25 protein-coding genes and 3 tRNA genes are annotated in these 24243 nt (G+C 35.9%); 17 read left to right on the top strand and 11 right to left on the bottom strand.

The features are described 5' to 3' along the window. Positions 1 to 97 precede the first annotated feature (97 nt). The 4 genes from FW778_RS03680 (at position 98) to FW778_RS03660 (ending at position 4228) form a co-directional block, all read left to right on the top strand. Positions 98 to 1726: a M1 family metallopeptidase gene (locus FW778_RS03680; protein WP_150413237.1), complete on the top strand. Its 1629-nt coding sequence runs from the start codon at positions 98 to 100 to the stop codon at positions 1724 to 1726. A 128-nt stretch (positions 1727 to 1854) separates the two neighbouring features. Further along, positions 1855 to 2412, top strand: coding sequence for a fasciclin domain-containing protein (locus tag FW778_RS03675; RefSeq protein WP_150413236.1), 558 nt, complete (start codon positions 1855 to 1857; stop codon positions 2410 to 2412). Between the two features lie 192 nt (positions 2413 to 2604). Then, the gene (locus FW778_RS03670; RefSeq protein WP_150413235.1) at positions 2605 to 2916 is read left to right on the top strand and encodes a hypothetical protein; all 312 of its coding nucleotides are present in this window, start codon (positions 2605 to 2607) and stop codon (positions 2914 to 2916) included. A 535-nt stretch (positions 2917 to 3451) separates the two neighbouring features. Then, positions 3452 to 4228: a carboxylesterase family protein gene (locus tag FW778_RS03660; protein ID WP_150413234.1), complete on the top strand. Its 777-nt coding sequence runs from the start codon at positions 3452 to 3454 to the stop codon at positions 4226 to 4228. A 37-nt stretch (positions 4229 to 4265) separates the two neighbouring features. Here the strand turns inward: FW778_RS03660 and FW778_RS03655 are convergent, their stop codons facing one another. Continuing rightward, the gene (locus tag FW778_RS03655) at positions 4266 to 4985 is read right to left on the bottom strand and encodes a hypothetical protein (RefSeq protein ID WP_150413233.1); all 720 of its coding nucleotides are present in this window, start codon (positions 4983 to 4985) and stop codon (positions 4266 to 4268) included. A gap of 339 nt (positions 4986 to 5324) precedes the next feature. Between FW778_RS03655 and FW778_RS03650 the strand changes: the two genes are divergently transcribed. Beyond that, positions 5325 to 6158, top strand: a complete 834-nt coding sequence (locus FW778_RS03650) for a hypothetical protein (RefSeq protein WP_150413232.1) — start codon at positions 5325 to 5327, stop codon at positions 6156 to 6158. 99 nt (positions 6159 to 6257) lie between these two features. Here the strand turns inward: FW778_RS03650 and FW778_RS03645 are convergent, their stop codons facing one another. Beyond that, positions 6258 to 7217, bottom strand: a complete 960-nt coding sequence (locus FW778_RS03645) for an ion channel (RefSeq protein WP_150413231.1) — start codon at positions 7215 to 7217, stop codon at positions 6258 to 6260. 155 nt (positions 7218 to 7372) lie between these two features. Between FW778_RS03645 and FW778_RS03640 the strand changes: the two genes are divergently transcribed. The 3 genes from FW778_RS03640 (at position 7373) to FW778_RS03630 (ending at position 10026) form a co-directional block, all read left to right on the top strand. After that, positions 7373 to 7669, top strand: coding sequence for a hypothetical protein (locus tag FW778_RS03640; protein ID WP_150413230.1), 297 nt, complete (start codon positions 7373 to 7375; stop codon positions 7667 to 7669). 121 nt (positions 7670 to 7790) lie between these two features. Next, a complete protein-coding gene (locus FW778_RS03635; RefSeq protein WP_150413229.1) occupies positions 7791 to 8825 on the top strand; it encodes a sensor histidine kinase in 1035 nt (344 codons plus the stop codon). Between the two features lie 55 nt (positions 8826 to 8880). Beyond that, positions 8881 to 10026, top strand: coding sequence for a glycoside hydrolase family 130 protein (locus tag FW778_RS03630; RefSeq protein ID WP_150413228.1), 1146 nt, complete (start codon positions 8881 to 8883; stop codon positions 10024 to 10026). A gap of 114 nt (positions 10027 to 10140) precedes the next feature. On the opposite strand, the gene FW778_RS03625 is transcribed toward FW778_RS03630, so the two are convergent. After that, complete coding sequence (locus tag FW778_RS03625) at positions 10141 to 11109, bottom strand: ligand-gated ion channel (RefSeq protein WP_150413227.1); 969 nt, start codon at positions 11107 to 11109, stop codon at positions 10141 to 10143. 183 nt (positions 11110 to 11292) lie between these two features. On the opposite strand from FW778_RS03625, the gene FW778_RS03620 reads away from it, so the two are divergent. Together FW778_RS03620 and FW778_RS03615 are read left to right on the top strand one after the other, a co-directional pair. Next, positions 11293 to 12234 carry an NAD-dependent epimerase/dehydratase family protein gene (locus tag FW778_RS03620; protein WP_150413226.1) on the top strand — a complete coding sequence of 314 codons (942 nt, stop codon included), beginning with the start codon at positions 11293 to 11295 and terminating at the stop codon, positions 12232 to 12234. A 138-nt stretch (positions 12235 to 12372) separates the two neighbouring features. Then, complete coding sequence (locus tag FW778_RS03615; RefSeq protein ID WP_150413225.1) at positions 12373 to 12873, top strand: hypothetical protein; 501 nt, start codon at positions 12373 to 12375, stop codon at positions 12871 to 12873. Positions 12874 to 12963: 90 nt separating this feature from the next. Here the strand turns inward: FW778_RS03615 and dapB are convergent, their stop codons facing one another. The 4 genes from dapB to FW778_RS03595 are packed head-to-tail and all read right to left on the bottom strand — an operon-like array spanning position 12964 to position 16129. Then, positions 12964 to 13680 (bottom strand): 4-hydroxy-tetrahydrodipicolinate reductase, encoded by a 717-nt coding sequence (gene dapB / locus FW778_RS03610; RefSeq protein ID WP_150413224.1) that lies wholly within the window; start codon positions 13678 to 13680, stop codon positions 12964 to 12966. Between the two features lie 35 nt (positions 13681 to 13715). Next, the gene (locus FW778_RS03605; RefSeq protein WP_150413223.1) at positions 13716 to 14363 is read right to left on the bottom strand and encodes a DUF5683 domain-containing protein; all 648 of its coding nucleotides are present in this window, start codon (positions 14361 to 14363) and stop codon (positions 13716 to 13718) included. Positions 14364 to 14367: 4 nt separating this feature from the next. Then, on the bottom strand, positions 14368 to 15288 hold the full coding sequence (locus FW778_RS03600) for a ParB/RepB/Spo0J family partition protein (protein ID WP_150413222.1): 921 nt from the start codon (positions 15286 to 15288) through the stop codon (positions 14368 to 14370). A gap of 34 nt (positions 15289 to 15322) precedes the next feature. Then, a complete protein-coding gene (locus FW778_RS03595) occupies positions 15323 to 16129 on the bottom strand; it encodes a ParA family protein (RefSeq protein ID WP_150413221.1) in 807 nt (268 codons plus the stop codon). Positions 16130 to 16436: 307 nt separating this feature from the next. On the opposite strand from FW778_RS03595, the gene FW778_RS03590 reads away from it, so the two are divergent. Next, positions 16437 to 16934 (top strand): NADPH-dependent FMN reductase, encoded by a 498-nt coding sequence (locus tag FW778_RS03590; protein ID WP_150413220.1) that lies wholly within the window; start codon positions 16437 to 16439, stop codon positions 16932 to 16934. Between the two features lie 34 nt (positions 16935 to 16968). Further along, positions 16969 to 18219 carry a metallophosphoesterase gene (locus tag FW778_RS03585; RefSeq protein ID WP_150413219.1) on the top strand — a complete coding sequence of 417 codons (1251 nt, stop codon included), beginning with the start codon at positions 16969 to 16971 and terminating at the stop codon, positions 18217 to 18219. 24 nt (positions 18220 to 18243) lie between these two features. On the opposite strand, the gene dcd is transcribed toward FW778_RS03585, so the two are convergent. After that, entirely contained in the window at positions 18244 to 18780 is a 537-nt protein-coding gene (dcd, locus tag FW778_RS03580) for a dCTP deaminase (RefSeq protein ID WP_150413218.1), read from the bottom strand. Positions 18781 to 18849: 69 nt separating this feature from the next. Between dcd and FW778_RS03575 the strand changes: the two genes are divergently transcribed. Beyond that, entirely contained in the window at positions 18850 to 19464 is a 615-nt protein-coding gene (locus FW778_RS03575) for a 4'-phosphopantetheinyl transferase family protein (RefSeq protein ID WP_150413217.1), read from the top strand. A gap of 25 nt (positions 19465 to 19489) precedes the next feature. Here FW778_RS03575 and FW778_RS03570 read toward each other — a convergent pair whose 3' ends face one another. The 3 genes from FW778_RS03570 to FW778_RS03560 all read right to left on the bottom strand — a co-directional run bounded on the left by FW778_RS03570 (position 19490) and on the right by FW778_RS03560 (position 22128). Further along, complete coding sequence (locus FW778_RS03570) at positions 19490 to 20758, bottom strand: DUF2130 domain-containing protein (protein WP_150413216.1); 1269 nt, start codon at positions 20756 to 20758, stop codon at positions 19490 to 19492. A gap of 49 nt (positions 20759 to 20807) precedes the next feature. Beyond that, positions 20808 to 20891, bottom strand: a tRNA-Leu gene (locus FW778_RS03565). Between the two features lie 85 nt (positions 20892 to 20976). Continuing rightward, complete coding sequence (locus FW778_RS03560; protein ID WP_150413215.1) at positions 20977 to 22128, bottom strand: sensor histidine kinase; 1152 nt, start codon at positions 22126 to 22128, stop codon at positions 20977 to 20979. A gap of 96 nt (positions 22129 to 22224) precedes the next feature. On the opposite strand from FW778_RS03560, the gene FW778_RS03555 reads away from it, so the two are divergent. The 4 genes from FW778_RS03555 (at position 22225) to FW778_RS03540 (ending at position 23796) form a co-directional block, all read left to right on the top strand. Continuing rightward, positions 22225 to 23256 (top strand): glycosyltransferase family 2 protein, encoded by a 1032-nt coding sequence (locus FW778_RS03555; RefSeq protein WP_235906012.1) that lies wholly within the window; start codon positions 22225 to 22227, stop codon positions 23254 to 23256. 44 nt (positions 23257 to 23300) lie between these two features. Further along, positions 23301 to 23522, top strand: a complete 222-nt coding sequence (locus FW778_RS03550; protein ID WP_150413214.1) for a hypothetical protein — start codon at positions 23301 to 23303, stop codon at positions 23520 to 23522. Between the two features lie 60 nt (positions 23523 to 23582). Beyond that, positions 23583 to 23655, top strand: a tRNA-Gly gene (locus tag FW778_RS03545). A 52-nt stretch (positions 23656 to 23707) separates the two neighbouring features. After that, a tRNA-Leu gene (locus tag FW778_RS03540) sits at positions 23708 to 23796 on the top strand. The last annotated feature ends 447 nt before the right edge of the window (positions 23797 to 24243 follow it).

Below are 24243 nucleotides of genomic sequence, written 5' to 3'. Positions count from 1 at the left end.
TCCTTGTAGGATTTGCCATTGGTTTTTTCTGGCATCAATACCGGAATAAATAATAATATTTACAAATAAAAAAATTCATCATTTAATTAAAAAATGTATGAGGGAATATTGTTACCTCTTGTTCACCTTTTTTCTTACAATAAGTAGCCATAAACTTTTATCCCAGAATAGAGCAATAGACGTGCGGCATTATAGTTTTGCAATTTCTCTTAATGATAGCAATAACATAATTCAGGGAACTGCAGGAATTGATTTCGTTGCAGAACAGCCATCCGCAATGGTTTATTTTGATCTGAGAGGTTTTATCGATTCTACTCAAAAAGGAATGAAAGTTCTGCATGTATTAGAAAATAACAAGAGTTTAAAATTTACACAGGATACTGATCGGGTAAATATTTTCTTCGATTCTCCGTTGCCGTTATATGCTGAGAAAATTATTTCTATAAGTTATGCAGGAGTGCCTGCTGACGGGCTTATTATTGATACGAATAAATTTGATCACCGTACTTTTTTTGCGGATAACTGGCCCAACCGTGCACATAACTGGATTCCGTGTAACGATCACCCTGCTGATAAAGCATCAGTTGAGTTTATGGTTACAGCGCCAGATCATTACCAGGTAATTGCCAATGGAATTCTTGAAGAAGAAACCAATATGCCCAATCATTTGAAACTTACGCATTGGAAAGAAGATATGGTGTTACCGACAAAAGTTATGGTGATAGGCGTTGCCGATTTTGCTGTTCAGCTTAATTCAACTATCAACTGCATTCCTATAACCAGTTGGGTATTTCCTGAAAACAGGGATAGTGGCTTTGCACAATATGCTGTTTCAAAAAACATTCTTCCGTTTTATGAAAATTATATTGGCCCTTATCCTTATAAAAAATTAGCCAATGTGCAATCTAAAACCATATTTGGCGGAATGGAGAATGCGGGTAATATTTTTTATTATCAGAATTCTGTAGCGATGGACACGTTTCACTCAAAACATCAAAGATCAATTGAAGAACTTTTTGCTCACGAAACAGCACATCAATGGTTTGGTGACGAAGCATCAGAAATAGACTGGCCGCATCTTTGGCTCAGCGAGGGTTTTGCAACTTATATGACGCATTTGTATATGGAGCATCGCTATGGAACTGATACATTAAAAAAGGGAATGAAGCATGACAGGGATGAAGTGATTGCATTTTATAAAAAGCGTAAAACACCTGTTGTTGATACAACTGCAGGTAAAAATTTGATGCAGTTATTAAATGATAATACGTATCAAAAAGGGAGTTGGGTGTTGCACATGCTGCGAAGGAAATTAGGAGATGAAGTCTTCAAAAAAGGAATACAAACTTATTATGCAGCTTATAAAGGTAAAAATGCATCGACAGATGATTTTATGCATATTATGGAAAAAGTGAGTAAACAAAACCTGCAGTTGTTTTTTAAACAGTGGCTCTATAACGAGGGGCAGCCCACGTTGCAGGGAAAATGGTCTTATGACGTAAACAAGAAAGTATTAAACATAGTCATACATCAAACACAGAATTTTGTGTTTCAATTTCCATTGGAAATCGCTATAAAAGACGGAAATAAAAATGTTTTTAAAACTATTGACTTCATTAACAGGACTATTAATATCAGTATGCCGCTTAATTTTAAACCGGAGGCAATTTCATTAGATCCAAATATTAATTTATTATTTCAAGGCGGTATTCAGCAGGAAAAATAAATTCATCTAAAGCTTCTACGTTCTCCTTCAGGTAGCCGTTACCGTTGTATAAATATTTTTTATACAAATAAATCCAACCCTTTCATTAAAGCGTAAATGGATACATCAATAACTTAAAAATTTATAAAATGAAAACTATTAAAGTATTAGGATTATTTATTCTTTCAGCTTTTTTTACATCTGCAACTTTTGCGCAAATGGGAAAAACTGTAATGGTGGGTGGAGCAGCCATGTACCCCTCGAAAAATATTATTGAAAATGCCGTAAATTCTAAAGATCACACAACTTTAGTTGCGGCTGTAAAAGCGGCCGGTCTTTTTGAAACATTGGAGCGCCCGGGTCCTTTCACCGTGTTTGCTCCAACAAACAGCGCATTCAATAAATTGCCTGCGGGAACAGTTGAAACGCTTTTGAAACCTGAAAATAAAGCAAAGCTTACAGCGGTATTGACTTACCATGTGGTTCCCGGAAAACTGGATTCAAAAGAATTAATGTCTATGATGAAAGCCGGTATGGGTAAAGCAACTTTAAAAACAGTGCAGGGCGAAAATTTATACGTTAGTATGAAAGGGAAGAAAATTATGATAACAGACGAAAATGGTGGTGTTGCAACTGTAACTATCGCTGATGTAAATCAAAGCAACGGTGTAATACATGTAATTGACAAAGTACTGTTACCTAAATAAAGTAAGTATCCTTAGGTAAAATTTATTTTATGAAGCCGGCATCGTGCCGGCTTTTTTATTTATAAGATTGTCAACTTAAGAGTTATTGTTATTTTTTACATTGGAAATTCTTATTTCAATCTTGATTTTCTTCATCCGCGTAATTAATAATTTTGCTGATAACTTTTATTTTCACTTTCTAAAATAATTTTTATGCCCTCACCTGTAAAATTAATTGCGATACTCATTCTTTCTTTTGTTTCTATTTTGGTAAATGCACAACCGCCACAGGGTATTCATTGGTCAAAAGATGGCAATAGTTATTATGAAGTGAAAAATGGAGAAATCATTCAAAACGATTCTGGTACTGCTAAATCAACAATTGTTGTAACAATGGAGCAATTAACCTCGCCTGGTGAATCAACGCCATTATCTGTTCGCAATTTTTTCTTTTCAAATGATGGAACTAAAATACTTATTTATACCAATTCAATGCGGGTATGGCGTTATGAACCTACGGGGTAATTTATTATATATTCATGGAACGGGTGATGATAATGTTCATTCAGAATGCAGAAATGATATTGAATGAATTAATAGAGTATAACAAGCAATTTCAATTTATGCCTTATCCCAACCGGTCGCATGGAATTTTTGAGGGAGAAGGAACAGGGGAACATTTGCAAACGTTATATACAAATTATCTGAGATAGTATTGCCCGCCGGGAGGAAGATAAAAGGCATAAAAAAAGCCACCAGAGGCAGCTTTAGTTGTGGATTTTTTTCAAGAGTTCAGAGGTAGTGCAGAGCCGGGGTAGATTCAGGTAGTTATTATTTGCCTCGACCATATTAATAACGGTTGTAATTTTGTTTTATTGCATAAGGATAAAAAATTTTTGCAAGAAAAATTTATCGTTTTTGTGCAATCGCTGTTAAGAAATAATGATGCCTTTTTTAAAATACCTGTGTGACATGTGTTCTTATAAATACCAGGATTTCTAACTTTCGTTCAAATATTACATATCCCTTCTTCTAATAAACATTTTAAAAGATATAAAAAATGAAAAAAATCAAATTAGTTACGGTATTGATATTTCTTTTTGTTGCCGTTACCGTAAATCTGGTATCTGCCCAGCAATCGGTTTTTAGCTATGAGAAATTTACTAACGATAAAGGTGATACGCTAAACTACCGGCGCCTTTACCCCGACTATGATACGCTCCGTAAATATCCTCTCGTAATTTTTTTGCATGGTTCCGGCGAACGGGGCAACGATAACGAAGCCCAATTAAAGTGGGGAGTCATGAATTTTGCTACCGATCAGAATATGATAAAATATCCCGCAATTGTTATTGCTCCGCAATGCCCTGAGAAAATGGGCTGGGCCAATTTTTCTAATAAGAAAAACAGCCGTGAAAAGCTTCTGCAGCCCACGCCTTCCAAACCAATGGAACTTTTGATTGAGCTTGTTCATCAGATAATAAAAAAGTTACCGGTTGATACCAATCGTATTTATATAACAGGGCTCTCTATGGGTGGTCACGGTACTTACGATGCAATTGAACGTTACCCGGAACTATTTGCGGCGGCTGTACCGGTTTGTGGAGGGGGAGATGTGACGAGGGCTTCTTCAATAGCTCATATTCCTATCTGGATTTTTGCCGGGGCTGAAGATGCTGCGGTAAATCCATTGTATTCGCTCGACATGGTAGAAGCCCTTTTTAAGGCTGGAGCTCACCCCGGATTTACACAATATCCTGCGGTCGGGCATTTTTCGTGGTTAGGCGCATATAGCGACCCGCTAATGATGGAATGGTTGTTCAGGCAACATAAATAAATTTTCAATTGCGTTTACTCGAGGTAGTTATTACAAGTCAATGTTGCTCGCTGCTGATATATTTTACAAAACTTCTTTTAGCGATAGGCAATAATGTTTCCTCCATAGGATAAGTCAATTCTGTTTTAATGTTATATACAGCAGGATTCGGCAGTTCCCGGCGGTTTCTAATTAATTCTGCTTTTATATTTTCAGCGGAATTACTTACAGAGCGTTTCCATTGGCTTATAAAATCCGTACGGATGCCGCGATATTTTTCATCATGCTTTTCGTAAATAGTCAAATGATATTGATAGGCGACTGTTGTATTAAATCTTCCGTCGCATATTAATAAATAACCTTCATTAGTGTCGAGCGGAATAAGGCCTACAGGCTCAATATCCAACTTTGCTTCAACAAACTCATATATTTCTGTTCCGTTCTTAATTGTGACCTTTATTTTTTCTGCAGAATAGCGAACAATGTCTTCCATTTCTTTCATCAGGTCATTATCTTCTATGATCCTCTCATATTCAAGTTGCAGCTTTTTTAAGTTTATTTCGGTTAGTTGCTTTGGAAAGTGTTCCTGCAAAAATCTCCTGTTTTCCCTGAATGCCACAATATTATTGTAATGGAAAATAATATCAGCAAGTTGCGGATATAACTTGTTTTGATTAAAATAAGAATTTACATGTTGGAGATAAGCAAGCAACGTATATTTTTTCAATTCGAAATCAATATAACCTTCTGCAAACCAAGTTTCAGATAAAGATTTCATATTTATATGTTTTTGATTATAATATTGAATTTACACATTTGACTTCATATTTCTTAAAACGATGAACATGGAAAAATGTTTTAACAGAAAGTTGATGAGGTGAGTTTAAGAGAATAATTGCCAATTTTAACCCTCACTTGTTCGAAAAAGACATAACTAAATGGCACGAATTTAGTTTGGAGTTAAATTATATTATTGAGTTAAGTATAAGTTGCCGGCTGCAGATGCAATAAATTTATTAAATAAAATGTTATTGATTAATTTAGCTCGTAAAATATGTTAGGCTAAATCCCAAACCTTTAACCAACATTTTTAATTTAACCTCTAAAAGAAAACTAAATGAAGAGCCCTTTCCCATTTATCTTTATTGTATTATCCTGTTTAATTATTTCATCGTGTCAAAAAGAATTTTCGGATCCCAATGCCAGGCCTCCACACGTGTATGACGCGGATGCCTTAAGATTTATTGACAGCATAGGTATTTCAGATACTACTCAAAGATTTGCAATAGATGAATTTGTCAGCCAGTTAAAAGATTCTTCATTATGGTTGAAATTTAAAGCTATATATCCAATGGTGGGAGGTTCGGCATCGACCGCTAAATGGAATTTAAAAGATCCCAGGGATTTGGATTCCGCCTATAGATTAACTTTTAACGGATCTGCAGTATTTGCATCTACCGGTGTATTATTTCCTACTGTTTCGGACTATGCTGATACGCATTTAATTGATAATACGCTGGCTGGATCAAATAATAATTCAATAGCATATTATTCAAGAACACAAAATACAATAAGCGGTTACGACATGGGTTGTAGTGATAGTAAAAGTCCTTGGAACGAATTTTCAATTTATCATGGTTCGGATGCCACAAACTGGTTTGGTTTTTTTGCATTAGGAATTCAATCTGCAAATACAGTGGGGCTATTTATGCTTTCGTGTACGCCTGGAGATGTTAAAAGATATGATAATGGCATAGTTACAGATGCAAAAGGCTCCGCGCCGACTGCAACTTTTACGAACTTGCCAATTCTTATTGGGTCAGTAGTTAATGCTCCGTTAGTAGGACAAAGGGAATGTGGATTAGCAAGCATTGGAAATGGATTAACAGATTCAGAGGCTTTAACATTTTATAATATTGTTCAAAATTTTGAAACAGCGCTGGGGAGATAAGTTGAAAAAGCATCTATCGCAGGTAGCCTTATACGGTAGTTCTTCTGAGAAATGGAGGTTATCAGTTTTTAAATTAAACTTAAAATTAGCCGGTGGGTGTCAGAAGTCAATCTCTTTATGAAGGTTGAGTTTATGCAACTCAAGTATTGTTGTTTTACCATCGTCACTCTCGCGGAACATTGGTATAAATTTCCTGTTAAAAAGTATTTCATTAAATGTATAGGACGTTCGTTGCTGCACATAGTTAGAAAATACATCATCAAAGCCCCGCAGCATTACATATAATTCCACGTCAGCAGTTCTTATATCTTCTTCTGTAAATCCATTGAAAGGGCTGTCCTCATTAATCGGATGCACAACGGTCCAGCTCATTGGCATACTTTCTACTCTTGTTCTTTCAAGCGCCAGGCTAAAATATTTGTAAACGGGTGTTTCATTTTCTAATAAAAGCAAACCCGTGTTTACTCTTATATCAAGGTCGGTAAGTGCATGTTTATCTTTAAAAGCGGCAAAGCGGAACATAAGTCCTTTACCATCTTTGTATGGACTTATCAATGCATGATCACTAAACATAAGATAACTCCTTGGCTTTGAAAACCGGCCATATATTAAACCTGTTGCTATGGCAAGTGAAAGGAACCCCGTTAAGGCTTCTACCGCTGCTACAATATTAGCACCATCTCCAACAGGATTTACATGACCATAACCAACCGTGGTAAGCGTTTGTGTGCTGAAATAAAAAACTTCCCTGGCGATTTTCCAGGAACTACCCTTAATCATGCCTTCTAATTGCTGCGGACCGATGAGCAGGTAAATCAAAGTAAAAAGAATGTTAATCACGAGGTAAAAAAGAAAGATGACAGTAATAAATTTCCATAAGGGAAGGTTTAGCATGTCCTGGAAAAGGCTGAATCTCTTAAAGAAAGGCATCCCTTCTTTCACAAGATTATAACTTCCATCTTTATTAATAAAGCGGCCACCTATTTCACTGGTATTGCTCGCAAAACCTGTATCGTTATTTTGCTTTGAAAAGGGATTTATATTTTTATGAGAAGGCATGCTACAATTTTTAAATAGCAAAGTTTAATAAAATTATTGAATAGTATTTTTTAGTATTATCTGGTTTATCGCAAAAACAAAGTATAGTCTTAATGACCCAGCGTAAATAGAAATAATTTTTAAATTTGAAAAAGATAAAATAAAAAAATTTATTGATGACCCTATCTTCATTTAAAGATAGCCTTAGAGGCAAACAACCAGGTGAAAATATTTCGGATTGCTTAAAAGCTTTGTGGTACGATGCAAAGGGAAATTGGAGCAAAGCTCATGAATTGATTCAGCATAAACAAAATAAAAATGCGGCATGGATACATGCCTACTTGCACCGTAAAGAGGGAGATTTTTCTAATGCTGATTATTGGTATAACCAGGCAGGTAAAGTAAGACCTTCAGTTTCTATTGAAAAGGAATGGGAAGAAATTGCCGTTGCCTTATTTGAAATAAATTGTTAATAAGGAATAAAAAAAACTTATAAAAAGATTTTAGAAAAATTATTTAGCGGAATTCTATTAGAATGTAGAATTTTATCCAACCCCTGAAAGTAATTCAAGAAGTAAATAAATTTGATGCATTATGGAAAGCGCTGAAATTGAATTATTTACTCTGTTTGAGATGACTCCTGATCTTGTATGTATAGCTGGTAAAGATGGATTTTTTAGAAAGGTGAATCCTGCAGTTATTAAAAAGTTGGGTTATACAGAGAAAGAATTATTTGCTTTGCCTATAGCCTCTTTTATACATCCTGACGATAAGGAATTTACTCATCATAACAGAAAAGAGTTACTTAATGGAAAAGTGCTATTAAATTTTGAAAACCGGTATATTGCCAAAAACGGGCAACTGGTGTGGCTCGAATGGACTTCGATATATTTTCCTAATAAAGAGATTGTATTTGCAATTGCGAAAGATGTAACCGAAAGAAAACACATCGAAAAAGTAGTAGAAGAAAAATATAAGAAGTATAAGGGATTAACTGCTCATTTTAAAAATAAAATTGAAAAAGAGAGGAAATATTTTGCGTATGAATTGCATGAGGAATTGGCGCAATTAGTTGCTGCAGTAAAAATGGATATTGAATGGGTAGCCAATAATGAAACACAAATGTCCGCATCTTCAAAGAGCATGATTGAGCATGCCTTGGCTGTGTCAAAAATTATCATTAAAACTATTCAAAAAATTTCTTTTTCTATTAGCCCGAATATGTTGAGCGACTTTGGGTTAAATTCAACAATCGAATGGTTATGTAACGAGTTTTATATTTTGAATGAGATTCCCTGTAGCTTTGAAAGTGCATACAATGAGGAAAGATTAACACAAGAAATGAAAACAGACTTCTTTAGAATTTGCCAGGAATCTCTCACCAATGTTATAGATCATGTGATGGCAAGCAATGTAAAAATCAGGATTGCAGAATCACCTAAAGCTATACAACTCTGTAGTACTGATGACGGCAGAGGATTTGATGCCGCACATCAAATGGAAACTCCTGGCTTGATCAATGTGAGAGAGCATGCTTCTTCTATCAACGGTCATTTGGCCGTTCAAAACGAAATAGGCCAGGGAACAAGAATATGTGTTACAATAGAAAAAGAAAATAATTTAAACTAATGATTAAATAGCCTGTTTTTTTTAAGGGCTTAAGTAGAAAATCATAGATTTACTTATGAGCAAAAGTTTCACATTTATTAATATTTGCAGAAAAAAAATCCCCCTTATTTTATTATTGGTTTTTTCTGGTTTTTTTTGCCTGGCGCAACAGAACAATATAAATTTAAATGTCAATAGTTTTTATAAACCAAAAGAAAACCCGATACTAAAAGCCGATTCCTCCTTTGCCTTTACAGATCCTATCGCAAAACGAAAAGTAAAGTGGCAAAAAGCTGATGTATTTAATCCTGCCGCAATAGTAAAAGACAATAAAATTTTTTTGATATACCGTTGTGAAGATAATCCCGCCGCAGCAATAGGCGGCAGGACCTCACGGCTAGGGCTAGCCGAAAGTGAAGATGGAATACATTTTAAAAAATACCCGACACCGGTTTTATATCCCGACAAAGACGGATATACGCAATATGATTATCCCGGAGGTTGTGAAGACCCCCGCGTGGTTCAAACAGAACAAGGTTTATATGTTGTTGCATATACTTCTTGGAATAATAAAACCGCAAGATTGTCTATAGCATTTTCAAAAGATCTTATTCATTGGCAAAAAAAGGGTCCTGCATTTGCTAAAGAGTATGAGCAAAAATTCCAGGATGGATGGAGTAAATCGGGATCAATAATTACGAAAATGAAAAATGGCAAACCGGTTGCCGCTAAAATAAATGGAAAATACTGGATGTATTGGGGAGAACATTTTATTAATCTTGCATGGTCCGATAATTTATATACCTGGAATCCTTTGCTGGATGAAAATGGAAAACTAAAATCGCTGACTGCACCGCGGCGAAAAAAATTTGACAGTGACCTTACAGAATGTGGGCCGCCAGCAATTATAACCAGTAAAGGAATTGTTTTACTGTACAATGGAAAAAATGCCACTAACGAAGAGGCTGACACTTCATTGCCTAAAGGAACGTACTCAACCGGCGAAATTATTTTTGATAAAAATGATCCTGAAAAAGTTATTGGGCGATCAGAAACAAGTTTCTTAAAACCTTCCTTGCCTCATGAAACTACGGGCCAATACCAGGCGGGCACTACCTTTGCCGAAGGACTGGTCTTCTTCAAAAATAAATGGTTTTTATATTATGGCACTGCGGATTCATTTGTTGGCCTCGCCATTTCCAATAGTCAGGATCCTTTTTAATATGACTGCTATAAGTTATAATTATAACGGAGCTATAAAAACGACTCACTAAGGATATCAACTCAATAAAAGAATGGATAATAAATGTATAGCCTTACATTTCCGTTTCAACTATTAATTCCCATTTGCCTGCGAAATAAAATAAATATTTAAAAAAAGGTATAATACAAGAATCGCCTGCGCAACGAACATGTCAAACCGTTTTGCTTGTTTTTCTTTGCCCTTTTTTACAAGCTTGAGAGAATAGGCAGTAGCACTGATAATTATAAGAATGAACGATAAAGTAAGCCCATGCAAGGTATCAACCAGGGTGAAAGACGTAGATTCTGGCAAAGCCGAATCAATAATATATTTATTACCTATAACGGCAAACAAAGCACCTACGCTTAAACCAAAACGTGAATCAATACCATCCGGGTGAATGTAAAAACATACGTAAGCTATCAGGAAAGCGATATACATTCCGATAAACATTTTCCAAAATAATCCCAAAGCGTTCCTCGTTAAGTTGAGCCTCACTCTAAAGGCGCTGTACTCGCTGTGTGGTTTTGGAAGGCTTTCATCGCCGAAGGCAGTTTCATAAATTTTTGTTCCTGTATAAATTATGCAGCTATCAATATTCCATCCATTTAGTGTAAACCGCGGATCATAATGTTTACCTAAAGTATCTGCAACAAAAATCAATGAGTGAGAATCAAATTGAGAATTTTCTATGGAAAGCCTTAATTTCTGTTGATCGAAAGGGAAGTTGCTAATCTTCCAGGAATCTTTCATAACGCACTGTAATTTCATCAATAAATATATTTGACCGTCTGAGCTGTCAACAGTAGCAAAAGACCTTGAAACGGTTTTGGCCATAGGCACCTCAAGATTCTGTAAAAAATCAAAGTCTTTATTTTTATATTTTAACCACAACCAGAAAGTAACCGTGTATTCTTTTTGCTTAAAATCGATATCATGCACACTTGTAATATATATTCCGGTTTTAACTGTGTCTGGCTTTACCTCTTGTGCATAACAAACAGTTGTTATAACCAATAAGTTAAAAATAGCTACAGCGGCCAGGCAAATAGTCTTTTTCATTTTGCATTTTTAGGAAAACGAAAATTAGAGAATAGAAAGTATATAACAATAGTCATTTTTAAGACTTTGTTTTCTTCAATTAAAAAAAATTGATGTAAGGTATTTTACATCTGATTTTTATGATTGAATCTAATTCTTTGCTCTTTGATTATTTCAATTTTACTTTGCACACGAAAACTTGTTATGATAAAAGAAAAAATATTGGTTATCGGGGCCTGCGGCCAAATTGGTGTTGAACTAACACTTGAGCTTAGACGAATTTATGGGGGCGCCCAGGTAGTGGCTTCCGATCTCCGCGAAGAGAACGAGTTGCTGAAAGGCACAGGTCCTTATGTAAGCCTCGATGTGATGAACAAGGAAATGCTTCATGTGCAAATCATCAGGCAAAATATTACCCAGGTTTATTTACTGGCCGCCATTTTATCTGCCACCGGCGAAAAAAACCCCAACCTTGCGTGGAGCCTTAATATGCAAAGCCTTTTAAATGTATTGGACATAGCCAAAGATGAGCAAATAAAAAAAGTATATTGGCCAAGCAGCATTGCGGTATTTGGGCCAACATCGCCCAAGAGAAATTGCCCGCAACACACCATAATTGAGCCGATAACGGTTTATGGTATCAGTAAATATGCAGGAGAATTTTGGTGTAATTATTACAACCACCGTTATGGTCTTGATGTAAGAAGCATGCGTTACCCTGGCCTTATTAGTTACAAAAGCGAGCCGGGGGGTGGAACAACAGATTATGCAGTGGAAATATTTTATGATGCGCTGAAAGAAAAAAAATATACCTGTTTTTTGAAAGAGGATACATACTTACCTATGATGTATATGCCCGACGCTATCAGGGCAACTATTGAATTGATGGAAGCAGATGCAAGCAATATATCAGTCCGCACGTCTTATAATATTTCGGGCATGAGTTTTTCTCCAAAAGAACTAAGTGCTGAAATTAAAAAGCACATTCCCGAATTTGAAATTATTTATGAGCCTGATTACCGGCAACCCATAGCCGAAAGCTGGCCCCAAAGTATTGATGACAGCGTGGCAAAAAATGATTGGAATTGGAAGCCGGCCTTCGATCTCACCAAAATGACTACCGAAATGCTTAAGAATGTGAAATAATTTTTCCACAAAGGCAATAAAAAAATGATAGTCAAAGTATTGCATTTTCAATTTTATTGATACATATTTGTGCGGTGAAAAGATAATATTTATTTAATATTAAGTTCTACTAACCAATTATTAACGAAAAAATTTAAAATGAAAAAGACAATTTTAGCGGTTGCGGTTCTAACCATCTCCATTGCCTCAGTTAAGGCGCAGGACGATAAGAGTTCTAAAAAAACGGGAATAAGTATTGCTGTTAATGCAGGCATTCCTATTTCTTCACCTTCCGTTTATTCATTCGCTTTTGGCGCGGATCTACAGGCAGATTTTGCAGCTACAGAGGGACTGAAAATTACTGCAAGCGGCGGCTATGAGAATTATTCAATCAAATCTTCCTTTGGTGGCGGAAGGTCAGGGTTTATACCCCTTTTAGCGGGCGCAAAATTTAATTTGGGAAGCGATAAGGTTTACGGCCACGCTCAATTAGGTTACGCATTTTCTACAGAAAGCGGTGGCGGCGGTGCCTTTGCTTACGCACCCAGCATAGGATATTATTTCAGCCCCAATTTTGATGGCTCAATTAAATACCTTGCATTTAGCAAAAACAGTACAACGATAGGCGAGATTGGTGTTCGTCTTGCTTATAATTTTTAAGAATTAAATAATTAAAGTTTGATGGCCTCTTAGCGGAGGCCATTTTTATTTTAATAAAAGTCAAGTAATGATGGAAAAGTCTTAAAGGCTTTAGAAATTCAACACATCTTTCATGCTAAAAACTCCTTTTTTATTGAAGATAAATTCTGCTGCAAGAACGGCCCCTGCAGCAAAGCCTTTCCTGTTGTGCGCCGTGTGAATAATTTCTATATCGTCAACGTCGGAAGAATATTTTACTGAATGAGTTCCAGCGGCGGGATCTATCCTTTTACTTGTAATTGAAAGTTCGTTAGGAACATCTGAAAAGTGATTTACCCATTTATTTTTTTGTTGAGAAATTTTAATAATTTCCTCCGCAAGAGTAATCGCAGTTCCGCTTGGGGCATCTTTCTTTTCAGTGTGATGTATTTCTTCCATACTAACGTTATAATTCACCTGGTGCTTCATCAACTCTGCCAATTTCTTGTTCAGTTCAAAAAAAATATTTACTCCAATGCTAAAATTGCTGGCATATAAAAAAGTACCGCCAAGTTCTTTGCATTTTTGTTGAACCATTTCCATTTCCTTAAGCCAGCCTGTTGTTCCGCACACCACCGGAACCCCCGAACCAAAGCACAATAAAATATTATGAACAGCACTTTGCGGGCTGGTAAACTCAATGGCAACATCTGCTTGTTGAAGATTAGCCGTGGTCAATTCATCAAGATTCTGATCATGTATTCGTAAAATGATATTATGACCTTTTTGTAAAGCAATTTCCTCAATGGCTTTGCCCATTTTACCGTAACCTAATAATGCAATATTCATAATAAATTAATTGTTGAAATGAAAATAAGAAAACCTTAGGGAAGTGGCAATAAAACTTTAGAATGATTATTTTTAAAAAAGAACACAAATGAAATGCCCGGCCCGTTGTTAGCAGTGTTTAGGCCCGGACGAATCTTCATACTGATATCGGGGCTTACATCAAATGATTTTAAATGTGCATCAACAGTAGCATCTACAACATTCAATCCCCAAAACAACATAAAAAATAGAACCGAATAATCTATATTTTGCCTGTATTCGTTTCGGTACGATCTGATAGATTCTGTGGATAGGTTTATGAAATCCTTATATACCTGGTTATCGTTACTGAGTATTGTATCAGAACGAAGTATTACTGCCTGGCGCAATCTTTTATAAGTTTTTAAATTAAAAAAAAATACTCCTGCAGTGGTGCCTAATGCGCCATAAATAATCGGGATCTTCCAATATTTTCTATTGTATGCTTGTCCCCAGCCTGGCAATACTGCAGAACGAAATGTGGCAACTTTTGGATTGTATTTTTTCTTTACAACAGAAGCGGCAGGAACTTTTTTCCCGGTTGTATCAATGCTGGTATTTTCTTTTAATATGACCGTATCTTCTTTTTGCTGCGCAAATATTTTGGTATCACATATTATGAAGAGAAAAAAAAATGCGCCAAAAAGTAAGAATGTTTTTAGCATAAATTTAGTCCACAGGAACCTGCATCTTTTCTAAAATGGAAGTTAATTCGTCGATTGAATAATAGTCTAAAGTAATGCTGCCGGTTCCTTTTTTATTTTGTGTCATTTTCACTTTAGTGCTGAAATAGGATGCTAAATTATCTTCAATTTTCTTTAAAGACGGTGGCAGCGTGGCTTTTACCGAATTATTAACAGAGTCGTTTATGGGAGTATATAATTTTCGTACAAGGTCTTCAGTTTGCCTTACAGAGAGTTCTTTATTTTTAATTTCATTAAAAATATACAATTGTTTATCAACCACATCTACATTTATAAGCGCTCTTGCATGGCCCATACTTATAATTCCATTTCTTACTGCGGCTTGTATATCGGGCGGCAATTTAAGTAAACGAATATAATTGGTAACAGTGCTTCTTTCTTTTCCCATCCGCTCTGCCAGTTGTTCCTGTGTGTAATCAAGTTCATCCATTAATTGCTTATAGCTAAGCGCAATTTCTATTGCATTAAGATCTTCCCGTTGTAAATTTTCGAGTAATGCAAGTTCAAGAACTTTTGAATCTTTGGGTTCTCTTATATAAACCGGAACATCGGTAAGGCCCGCTATTTTTGCCGCCCTGTATCTTCTTTCTCCCGCTATTATTCTGTATTTACCGTTAGCGATTTTTGCAACAGTAATTGGCTGAATAATATCATGCATCTTTAACGATGCAGCTAATTCGCTCAATGAACTCTCATCAAAATCCCGCCTCGGCTGTTCGGGGTTTGGCTCGATAAGACTAAGTGGAATGCGGGTATTCACCGGGCTTAACTTTTCCGGGATCTCTTTTTTTAAACTATTGGCAGTTGTAGAAAGGTCTACATCTATATTTTGTAATAAAGACCTGATACCTTTTCCTAAAGCATCTTTTTTATTGGGAATACTCATGTTTAAATTTTTTACTAAAATTTTACCACGTTGTTTATGGATGTTCCATCACTCTTTGTTTCTGATGAATCTTAGTCATATTATTTCGCTGTAGTATTTCTTTGGCAAGATTTAAATAATTAACGGCTCCTTTGCTATCTGCATCATAAAGAATGGCGGGTTTACCAAAACTTGGAGCTTCACTCAATTTGGTATTGCGATGAATAATGCTATTAAATACAAGATCTTCAAAATGCCGGCGAACTTCGCTTACAACCTGGTTGCATAAACGAAGCCTTCCATCGTACATCGTCATCAGGAGGCCTTCAATTTGCAGGGAAGTATTGAGCCTGCTTTGAACAATTTTTATTGTATTTAATAATTTACCAAGCCCTTCCAATGCAAAAAATTCCGCTTGTACAGGCACCAACACGCTATCGGCCGCGGTTAGCGCATTCACGGTAATTAATCCTAATGAAGGGGAGCAATCAATAATTATAAACTCATACTGATCCTTGATATCACGCAAAATATTTTTTAAAACACTTTCCCTTTCGGGGTAATTAATCATTTCAATTTCGGCTCCCACAAGGTCAATATGCGATGGCATTAAATCAAGATACGGAATTTCTGTTTTCAAAATAACGTCTTTTGCAGGCGTTTCATTTACCATACAATCGTAAATACCAGTATTAATGTTATGAAGATCAAAGCCAACGCCTGTTGTACTGTTGGCCTGGGGGTCAGCATCTACCAGTAAAGTCTTATATTCAAGTACGCCAAGGCTTGCAGCAAGATTTATGGCTGTAGTTGTTTTGCCTACGCCACCTTTTTGATTTGCTATCCCTATAATTTTACCCATATTTCAAACAATAATTTTACCCCAAATTCTTTTTCAAAAGACCTAAATATTTACATAATTAGTATTCTTTCCTGTTTAGCAGGGGCGCTAAAGTAAACATTAATTTAAAGACATTACTTTAATATTGTCCCAAAAAGAATATTGTTTTATAACCGGCGAAATAATTTTAAGTCAATTTAATGCCAGATTGGCAAATTTAAATATTAGGCTTAATATTAGAGAACATTCAGCCTATAAAAATGGTTTATTAATCAACCAGTTTCTAACAATTTAACTTTGCAAAATCATTAGCCGGTAAAATTATAAGATGTACACAATAATAAGCGGAACGAACCGTCCTGCAAGCCATACCGGGAAAGTCGCCATAGAATATCAGCGATTGTTGAAGGAAAAAAATATCGATGCCGGCATTTTTTCATTAATTGACCTTGACGTGCTCAAAAGAACGCCGGAGTTTTTAAAAATTGAAAATGAAATATTAATTCCCACGCAAAAATTTATTTTTATTTTACCCGAATACAATGGTACTTTTCCGGGTGTTTTAAAAGCTATGATAGACAATAGCGACGTTAAAAAAGTATGGTATTATAAGAAAGCTTTGCTCACCGGCGTATCAACGGGAAGAGCGGGTAATTTAAGAGGGATGGACCACCTTTCTGCTTCTCTACATTATCTTAAGATGAATGTGCATCATAATAAATTACCCATTTCAGTTATTGATAAAGTAATGGATAAAGATGGCCGGCTAAATGAGGAAACTTTAAAGGTGATTGACGAACAATTAACTGAATTTATAAATTATTAAATTGCTATAATTCGCGTAACTAAAAGAATATTTCATGCGAACACCTTTAGGAGCCTTTATTTTCGTAATTATCATGCTGCTGCTGGACGCTTATGTTTTCCAGGTAATAAAAACACTGAGCCAATCTGCTTCTCCAAGAACAAGAACCATTATTTTTTCTATTTACTGGGCTATTTCAATAATTGCCATAATCGGCTTTATACTTTTTGTATTTACTGGCCCTGATTTTTTGCCAAGAAAAGTAAGAACCTATCTTTTTGCAACCGTAATTGGTTTGTTTCTTGCAAAATTTCTTGCCGTTGTTTTCTTTTTGGTAGATGATATAAGACGATTAATTCAATGGGCTTCAGGAAAACTTTTTTTTAAAAATACCGAAGGAGAAACCATCAGTGAGGATCATATCAGCCGGTCACTATTTCTAAGTTGGCTTGGCGTGGCGGCGGGCGGTACACTCTTTGGAAGTTTGGTATATGGCTTCAGCAATAAATACAACTACCAGGTTAAAAGAGTTTCTTTAAAGTATGATAACCTGCCTGCGTCCTTTAAGGGATTGAAAATTGTTCATTTTAGTGATGTTCATTCCGGGAGCTTTACCAACAAAGAAGCGGTTAAACATGGCATTGAAAAGATTATGGCACAAAATGCAGACCTGGTTATTTTTAGCGGTGATCTTGTAAATGACAAGACGATAGAAATGAAAGATTATATGGATGCCTTTAATAAAATAAAGGCGCCAATGGGCGTGTATTCTACTTTCGGAAATCATGATTATGGAGATTATGTTAGTTGGCCACAGGATGGAATTACCAAGGCGCAAAATCTAAAAAATCTTATGCAGGTGCATAAAGATTTAGGTTGGAGGCTTATGATGGATGAACATGTAGCCCTGGAAAAAAACGGGGAACAGATTGCACTTATTGGTGTACAAAACTGGAGCGCCAAAGCAAGATTTCCTAAATATGGGGATATGGCAAAGGCTTATGCAGGCACTGAAAAATATCCATTCAAAATTTTGATAAGCCACGATCCCAGTCATTGGGATGCAGAAGTTCGTCCTCAATATGGTGACGTTGATCTTACTTTAAGCGGGCATACGCACGGAATGCAGTTTGGCGTAGAAATTCCGGGTTTTAAATGGAGCCCTGTTCAATATGTTTATAAACAATGGGACGGCCTTTATGAAGAAGGAAGGCAAAAATTATATGTAAACCCGGGTTACGGTTTTATTGGTTATCCGGGCAGGGTAGGGATATTGCCTGAGATAACCGTGATAGAATTAACTTAATTCCCCTTTAGGTGTTAGGAGTTCTTAAAACTTATTCTTCCACATCATGCTTTCAACAGGCTTATTAATCTGACCGCTGTATTTCGCGTCTTTCTTTTGATTGTATTTCACTTCAATTTCGCCATCAACGGGAAAATAGATCAGTTGGCCTATTGGCATGCTTTTATAAATTTTTACCGGTTGCTTTACCGAAATTTCAAGGGTCCAGTTGCCGCAGAAGCCAACATCGCCTTTTCCCGCTGTCGCATGAATATCAATACCAAGGCGGCCTGTAGAAGATTTACCTTCCAGAAAAGGAACATGCGCATGTGTCTCAGTATATTCTTCTGTAACACCGAGATAAAAAATGTGCGGATACAAAACGAAGCCGTCTTCAGGTATTTCAAAATAATCTATAGTGTTATGTTTCTTAGCATCGAGTATATGCTCTTTATAAGTTGCCAGCCATTTTCCCAAATGCACATCATATGAATTACTGCCTAAACATTCCCGGCTGTAAGGTTCAATAACGATGGTTTTCTTTTCTATCTCTTCCAAAATACGTGAATCCGATAAGATCATTTCTTTCCTTTATTTTATTTTTTGCAAAATAATTCATACATCTGCAAAACAAGCGTAACTTTTTTTCGAATGCCTTTGTTTTATCAACATAATATCAACGATACATCCAAACTTGCCGTATGGCATATTACCGAGCCTGAAAATTTCTTCCTTCAAAATGTGCATTTACAAAAAGAAATACATCATCCCCATAAAAGGGTGCAACATCTTGCAGGGCGCTATTTGCTCCAGTTATTGCACCCGGAATTTCCGCTGCATTTAATTGAAATAGCAGAGTCAAATAAGCCAATGCTGCAGGATGAATCTTATCACTTTTCAATTTCACATTGTGGCGATTTTGCAGCAGCTGTAGTAAGCGAAAATACAAGCGCAGGTATTGATGTGGAATTAATAACTCCAAAAGTTAAACTGATACAGCATAAATTTTTATCCGCCGATGAATTAAAATTGTTGCCTGGAGCAGATCAAACGCTTCTTACTTTATGCTGGAGCTGCAAAGAAGCAGTTTATAAATGGTACGGAAAAGGTGGCGTTGATTTTATAAATCACATTCATATAAGTAATATAACAGTTAAGGATGTACGTGGAGTTATAGAATGTACATTTTTAAAAAACTGTCAAAAAGATTTATATATAAATTTTCATCTGTTTGAAAATTTGTGTCTTGCGTGGGTTGTAGGCTGATGTGCTCTACTGAAATTCGTTTTAATTAATCTTCCAGCAATCCCGGTTCGTCCAATAAACTCATATCAATAGAATCCTGCCCGGCAATTCCTTCTATTGAACCTTTTACATGTGCCGAGTTTAATAAAACTTTTTCCAATTGTTTTTCTCTTGCCTTCCACAAACGTTCCATGGAATCCCTTTCTTTTTGAATCCCAACTTTCATTGCAAAAAACCCTTCACGAATGGCTTTCCATTGCTCACTGAATTCGTTACTGGTTAAATAATCATACAACAAATGCATTTTATCGCCCTTGTTTTCCTGGCTTTTTGCCGAAGAATAAATGCGGATAATTCCATCTCTTAAAACATTGGCCAGCGCTTTCACCTCAGAAAATGTACAAACCCAAATGCCATCTTTCAACCCGAAGCAATCCATGTCTTTGGGCATTGTTTTAGTAACCAGCACAGCAATGTCGGCGCCGGTGCTGCGCATATCTTTTTTAAATTTCTCAATCCAGTCGCCGCCAAAATTTTCGGTGCGTTTACTTTCATAAATTATTTTACCACATTCCTGCCCAAAATTATTTCTCACCATTTGAACGCAATCTGCACCTCTTGTTCCTTTACCGACTTCAGTAATTATATCAAATGGAAAATTGTTGCGTAAAATTTCTTCCAACGCAATTTCCTGTACCTCGCCCTGCCGTTGCATTGAACCTTGTTCGGCTTTGCGTTTCATTTCATCAACTAATTTTTTTTGATCTTCCAGTTGTTTTTCAAGCTCTTTAAATTTTAAATTATTTTCAGTTTCCTTAATAGTATTTTTTTCTATTTCCTGCTTTCTTATCTGTTCACTTAACATTGCTCTTTCTTCCGATAATTTTTTTTGAAGAGCGATTTCCATTTCCTCTTCTTTATTTTTTAATTCCTGGACCTTCTTTAGAAACTCGAGCTCCTTTTGTCTTGCCGATTTTAATTTTTCTTCATTATCATTATTGGATTGCTGCAGAATTTTGATCTGGTTTTCAAAATCACTGCTGATTGATTTTCTTAATTTTTCCTGTATTTCAGTTTCAATTTTCAACTTTTCTTTTTGCATTCTTTCTGCAAATAATTCATTTTCCTTTTCCTTCTTTTTCTCAAATTCCTTTCTTTGTTCATCCAGTAATTTTTCCTGTTCAGAAAACTGCCGGCCCAGCTTTTGTCTTTCTTGATTTAATTTTTCTTCATATTCTTTTTCCAATGATTTTGCAATTGCATCTTCCGGTGCAAATTCATGTTTACAACTGGGGCATGTTATTAATGTTGGCATAGAGAATGTTTTTTATTAAAAAATCCTGTTTCAAAGAAACAGGATTTTGTGCGGCAAAGGAGATTCGAACTCCCACACCCTTTCGGGCGCTACCACCTCAAAGTAGTGCGTCTACCAATTTCGCCATCGCCGCATTTTTTGCTACCATCAAAATAAAATCTTTATAAATAAGGTGTTACTAAGGAATGCAAATTTAATAAAACCCTTTAATTAAAAATCTATGTGTTTAAAACAATCCTGAAAGTAGTTCCCTTATTAGGTTCTGAGGATTTTACATATAGTTGCCCTTTATGATATTGTTCTATTATTCTTTTTGAAAGAGATAAGCCAAGGCCCCATCCACGCTTTTTTGTAGTGAATCCGGGTTTGAAAACTTTTGAAATATTTTGTTTGCTGATGCCTCTGCCATTATCCGTAACGTCTATAACTATATTTCCCGGTCGCTCCCTTATTTTAATGTGAATGTTCCCTTTTCCTTCCATTGCATCCAACGCATTTTTCAAAAGATTTTCAATAACCCAATCAAATAAAGGTGCTGAAATTTTCGTGATGACCTTGCTGGGTGGGGCTTCTACCACAAAATTTACTTTGTCAGTAGCTCTTCTTTTTATATATGCCACCATCTTTTCTACTTGTTCTGTTATGTTATAATCTTCCAGTTTTGGTGCGCTTCCAATTTTTCCAAAACGGTCGCTGATAAGTTTTAAACGATTAACATCTTTTTCCATCTCAACAGAAATAGAATTAGACACTTCACTTTCCTTTAGCATTTCAACCCAACCTTCCAACGATGAAATAGGCGTGCCTAATTGATGTGCAGTTTCCTTTGCCATGCCCGCCCACACCTGGTTTTGAGTAGAGGTGTTCCTCGTGGTTATGGCATATAAAGTAATGATGATAAAAAGCGCTACAATAATTAATTGCACAATGGGATAATATCTTACCTGTTTTAGCAAATCAGAATCTCCATAATAATATTTATTAATAATCAGAGGATCTGTGCTTATCTCAATAGTAATAGGCTTGTGTTGTTTTTTAAATTCAGCCAGTTTTTTATAAACATAATGGCTATCTTTTTTTACCAACGCTGAATCAAGGTTTAAAACCATTCCGGATGGTTTGTCATTTTCGTCAGTCTCAATAATTGGAATGTCCTTATTTTCTGAAGTGATGATATTGGTAAGATCAAGTGCTGATTTCTCAGTAGTTTCAGCCCGCGTTTTTAACGCCTGCACCCACACGTTAACCTTTTGTCCTTCTTCAACGGCTATTTTTTTTGCCAGGAAATTTGAATAGAAAACAGTGCCGGTAACTATCGCAACGGCAATTACTGCAATCCATGTTCTAAAGTTAAAAAGTTGTGCAAGCATTAAAAATGATTCTTATCAAATCTAAAAGCTATTTCCGATAATTATCAGAATTGAAATCTAAAATTTTTATGTTTGTGTTTATTAATAAAATAAATTTTGATCTCTTTACCATCTGTAGCTGTTGTTATCCTTAATTGGAATGGAAAACCATTCCTGGAAAAATTTCTTCCTTTCGTATTGGAATCTACCTATAATAACTTTAGTGTTATTGTTGCTGATAATGCGTCTGACGATGATTCAGTTGATTTTTTGAAAAAGAATTATCCTGCTATAAAAATAATATTGAGCAACATAAATGAAGGATTTGCCAAAGGCTATAATACCGCATTACAGCAGGTTTCGGCTGATTATTATATTTTACTGAACAGCGATGTGGAAGTGACCGCGGATTGGATTGAGCCTGTTATTTCATTGATGGAATCAGATGAAAAAATTGCCGCATGCCAGCCAAAAGTTTTATCGTATACGGAGAAAACTAAATTCGAATACGCCGGCGCTTCCGGCGGCTTTATCGATATATTAGGATACCCGTTTTCACGTGGCCGCATATTCGAAACCTGCGAAACCGATAGCGGCCAATACGATAATGCAATGCAAATTTTTTGGGCTACCGGCGCGGCTTTATTTGTAAGAGCAAAAGTATTTCACGAATTAAATGGCTTTGATGAATTTTTTTTCGCCCACCAGGAAGAGATTGATTTATGCTGGCGAATGCAGCGGAAAGGCTATATAATTTACGTAGTTCCCGCTTCGGTTGTGTATCATGTTGGCGGAGGCGCGCTACCAATGGGCAGCAGGAAAAAAGTTTTCCTCAACTTCAGGAACAACCTTGTAATGATCACTAAAAATTTGCCTGTGGCGGAAAAGGTTTGGAAAATTCCATTACGAATTTTCCTGGATGTAATAGCAGCTTACCGTTCTTTAGTTGATGGTAATTTTAGTACTTTCATTTCAATTGCATCTGCGCACATGCATTATGCAGAATGGCTTTTGATTGGCAAACGAGGAGAAAAATTTCCCAAATTAAAAATGAAAACTATTGTTTCTGTATATGACAGGAGTATCGTTTGGCAATATTTTATAAAAAAGAAAAAAACATTTTCTGAAATTATTCCTCTTAAAAAATGATTTTTAAGCTCAATCGGTTATTTTTGCCGTGCAAAATTTAATATATGGAACACGAAGAAGTTCTTGATAATTCAGATCTTGATAATTCGGATAAGGATATTGCTCATAATTGGGTTTCCTCTTCACGTTTTCTTTTTTATTGCCAGATAATAATATTTATTGCGCTGGTTTTGGGTGGATGTTATACAATGTATAAGCACAGGTACACTGGTAAACCAGAAGTGGAAGTTCCTGGTAATACTTTGTACAATCCGCAATACAAATAAATTTTGCTTAAGCAAGTGTAATTATTACTTTTGCAATCCATTTTTTAGTTCTTAACATTTGCGGAAGTAGCTCATTTGGTAGAGCACGACCTTGCCAAGGTCGGGGTGGCCGGTTCGAGCCCGGTCTTCCGCTCATAATTTCCCGACCCGGTCGGGATTTTTTTTGATTTTTTACAAATGTGTTTACCCGGGTGGTGGAACTGGTAGACACGCAGGACTTAAAATCCTGTGATCAGCAATGGTCGTGTGGGTTCAACTCCCATCCCGGGTACCAGTAGATTTTAAAAACCTTGTTAGTATTTACTTTCAAGGTTTTTTATTTTAAGATAATTAAATGATGAAGATGAATTAGCTACAGAAATTACTCGCCTGGGAGTTATCAGAAAGTAAAAAAATGGAATGCTTGCCAAATTTATTTTTAAAAAAGCAATGTAACGGATAAGCTTAAACGCCGTTTTAAAAAAAATATTTTATCCGAAGATTTATAGTGGCAAAAGATGGTCTTAATACAGCTATTGATAAAACCATATCGATCGGTTATTCGCCTTTTGAATTTATAGTATTGCATCTTTTTTTATGAAAGCCTTGTCTAGTAAGGGTTTTTAGTCGAACTTAATGGTTTGAGTTTGTATATAAGCAAGGGAGATAACTTTTTACATTCTTGCTCTCACACGGAATTATTCGCTTAACCTTTTCATAACTTTTTGTTCATACGCCTTTA

The organism is Ginsengibacter hankyongi (assembly GCF_008710285.1).
Classification (GTDB): Bacteria; Bacteroidota; Bacteroidia; order Chitinophagales; family Chitinophagaceae; genus Ginsengibacter; species Ginsengibacter hankyongi.
The sequence above is the reverse complement of the archived record's forward strand: the minus strand, read 5'-3'. Positions and strand labels throughout refer to the sequence as shown.

Coding starts and splice junctions, on each gene's coding strand:
- FW778_RS03655 (WP_150413233.1), bottom strand. CDS start 4,985: ATGAAATCTTTATCTGAAACTTGGTTTGCAGAAGGTTATATTGATTTC.
- FW778_RS03595 (WP_150413221.1), bottom strand. CDS start 16,129: ATGGGTAAAATTATAGGGATAGCAAATCAAAAAGGTGGCGTAGGCAAA.
- FW778_RS03615 (WP_150413225.1), top strand. CDS start 12,373: ATGAAAAAGACAATTTTAGCGGTTGCGGTTCTAACCATCTCCATTGCC.
- FW778_RS03605 (WP_150413223.1), bottom strand. CDS start 14,363: ATGCTAAAAACATTCTTACTTTTTGGCGCATTTTTTTTTCTCTTCATA.
- FW778_RS03635 (WP_150413229.1), top strand. CDS start 7,791: ATGGAAAGCGCTGAAATTGAATTATTTACTCTGTTTGAGATGACTCCT.
- dapB (WP_150413224.1), bottom strand. CDS start 13,680: ATGAATATTGCATTATTAGGTTACGGTAAAATGGGCAAAGCCATTGAG.
- FW778_RS03590 (WP_150413220.1), top strand. CDS start 16,437: ATGTACACAATAATAAGCGGAACGAACCGTCCTGCAAGCCATACCGGG.
- FW778_RS03625 (WP_150413227.1), bottom strand. CDS start 11,109: ATGAAAAAGACTATTTGCCTGGCCGCTGTAGCTATTTTTAACTTATTG.
- dcd (WP_150413218.1), bottom strand. CDS start 18,780: ATGATCTTATCGGATTCACGTATTTTGGAAGAGATAGAAAAGAAAACC.
- FW778_RS03645 (WP_150413231.1), bottom strand. CDS start 7,217: ATGCCTTCTCATAAAAATATAAATCCCTTTTCAAAGCAAAATAACGAT.
- FW778_RS03670 (WP_150413235.1), top strand. CDS start 2,605: ATGCCCTCACCTGTAAAATTAATTGCGATACTCATTCTTTCTTTTGTT.
- FW778_RS03560 (WP_150413215.1), bottom strand. CDS start 22,128: ATGCTTGCACAACTTTTTAACTTTAGAACATGGATTGCAGTAATTGCC.
- FW778_RS03585 (WP_150413219.1), top strand. CDS start 16,969: ATGCGAACACCTTTAGGAGCCTTTATTTTCGTAATTATCATGCTGCTG.
- FW778_RS03575 (WP_150413217.1), top strand. CDS start 18,850: ATGCCTTTGTTTTATCAACATAATATCAACGATACATCCAAACTTGCC.
- FW778_RS03600 (WP_150413222.1), bottom strand. CDS start 15,288: ATGAGTATTCCCAATAAAAAAGATGCTTTAGGAAAAGGTATCAGGTCT.
- FW778_RS03570 (WP_150413216.1), bottom strand. CDS start 20,758: ATGCCAACATTAATAACATGCCCCAGTTGTAAACATGAATTTGCACCG.
- FW778_RS03630 (WP_150413228.1), top strand. CDS start 8,881: ATGAGCAAAAGTTTCACATTTATTAATATTTGCAGAAAAAAAATCCCC.
- FW778_RS03640 (WP_150413230.1), top strand. CDS start 7,373: ATGACCCTATCTTCATTTAAAGATAGCCTTAGAGGCAAACAACCAGGT.
- FW778_RS03675 (WP_150413236.1), top strand. CDS start 1,855: ATGAAAACTATTAAAGTATTAGGATTATTTATTCTTTCAGCTTTTTTT.
- FW778_RS03650 (WP_150413232.1), top strand. CDS start 5,325: ATGAAGAGCCCTTTCCCATTTATCTTTATTGTATTATCCTGTTTAATT.
- FW778_RS03550 (WP_150413214.1), top strand. CDS start 23,301: ATGGAACACGAAGAAGTTCTTGATAATTCAGATCTTGATAATTCGGAT.
- FW778_RS03660 (WP_150413234.1), top strand. CDS start 3,452: ATGAAAAAAATCAAATTAGTTACGGTATTGATATTTCTTTTTGTTGCC.
- FW778_RS03680 (WP_150413237.1), top strand. CDS start 98: ATGAGGGAATATTGTTACCTCTTGTTCACCTTTTTTCTTACAATAAGT.
- FW778_RS03620 (WP_150413226.1), top strand. CDS start 11,293: ATGATAAAAGAAAAAATATTGGTTATCGGGGCCTGCGGCCAAATTGGT.